Annotated in this window: 1 protein-coding gene; it reads right to left on the bottom strand. The window is 64.4% G+C overall.

Annotated elements, in window-relative coordinates; genetic code table 11:
- Window positions 1–466 (bottom strand): M3 family metallopeptidase (locus EGI20_RS19030; protein WP_498633270.1); only part of this gene is annotated, 466 nt, incomplete at both ends.

Here is a 466-nt window from a genome sequence, read left to right as displayed (position 1 = left end):
TCGCTGGCGTAGGCGATGTCCCACGCTTCCAGCGACTCCAGACCCAGCGTTTCGCGGGCAAAGGCTTCCAGCTCGGCGCGGTCTTGCGCCGCATACGGCTTGGCGCGCACCGCCAGATCGCGCAGGAAGGCAATCACCTGCTCCGGCGACTCGGCCATCTTGGTCGCCAGCGACAGCTGGGCGTAAGAGTCAAAACCCAGCAACTGCGCTTCTTCGCGTGCCAGTTTCAGCTTTTCGCGCATGATGGGGGTGTTGTCCTGCTCTGCCAGGCCGAATTCGGACGCACGCTTGGCGTAGGCTTCATACACCTCGGCGCGCAGTTCGCGGCGGTCGGCATACTGCATCACCGGGAAATAGCACGGAAACTGCAGGGTCAGCTTGAAGCCTTCCTTGCTGTCGGCCGCCGCCATCGCGGCGAACATGGCACGCGCCTCGTCCGGCACGCCGGCAAGCTCAGCTTCATCGG

This window comes from Aquitalea sp. S1-19 (assembly GCF_024343515.1).
Note: the sequence above shows the minus strand (reverse complement) of the source record. Positions and strands in the feature narration are given on the sequence as shown.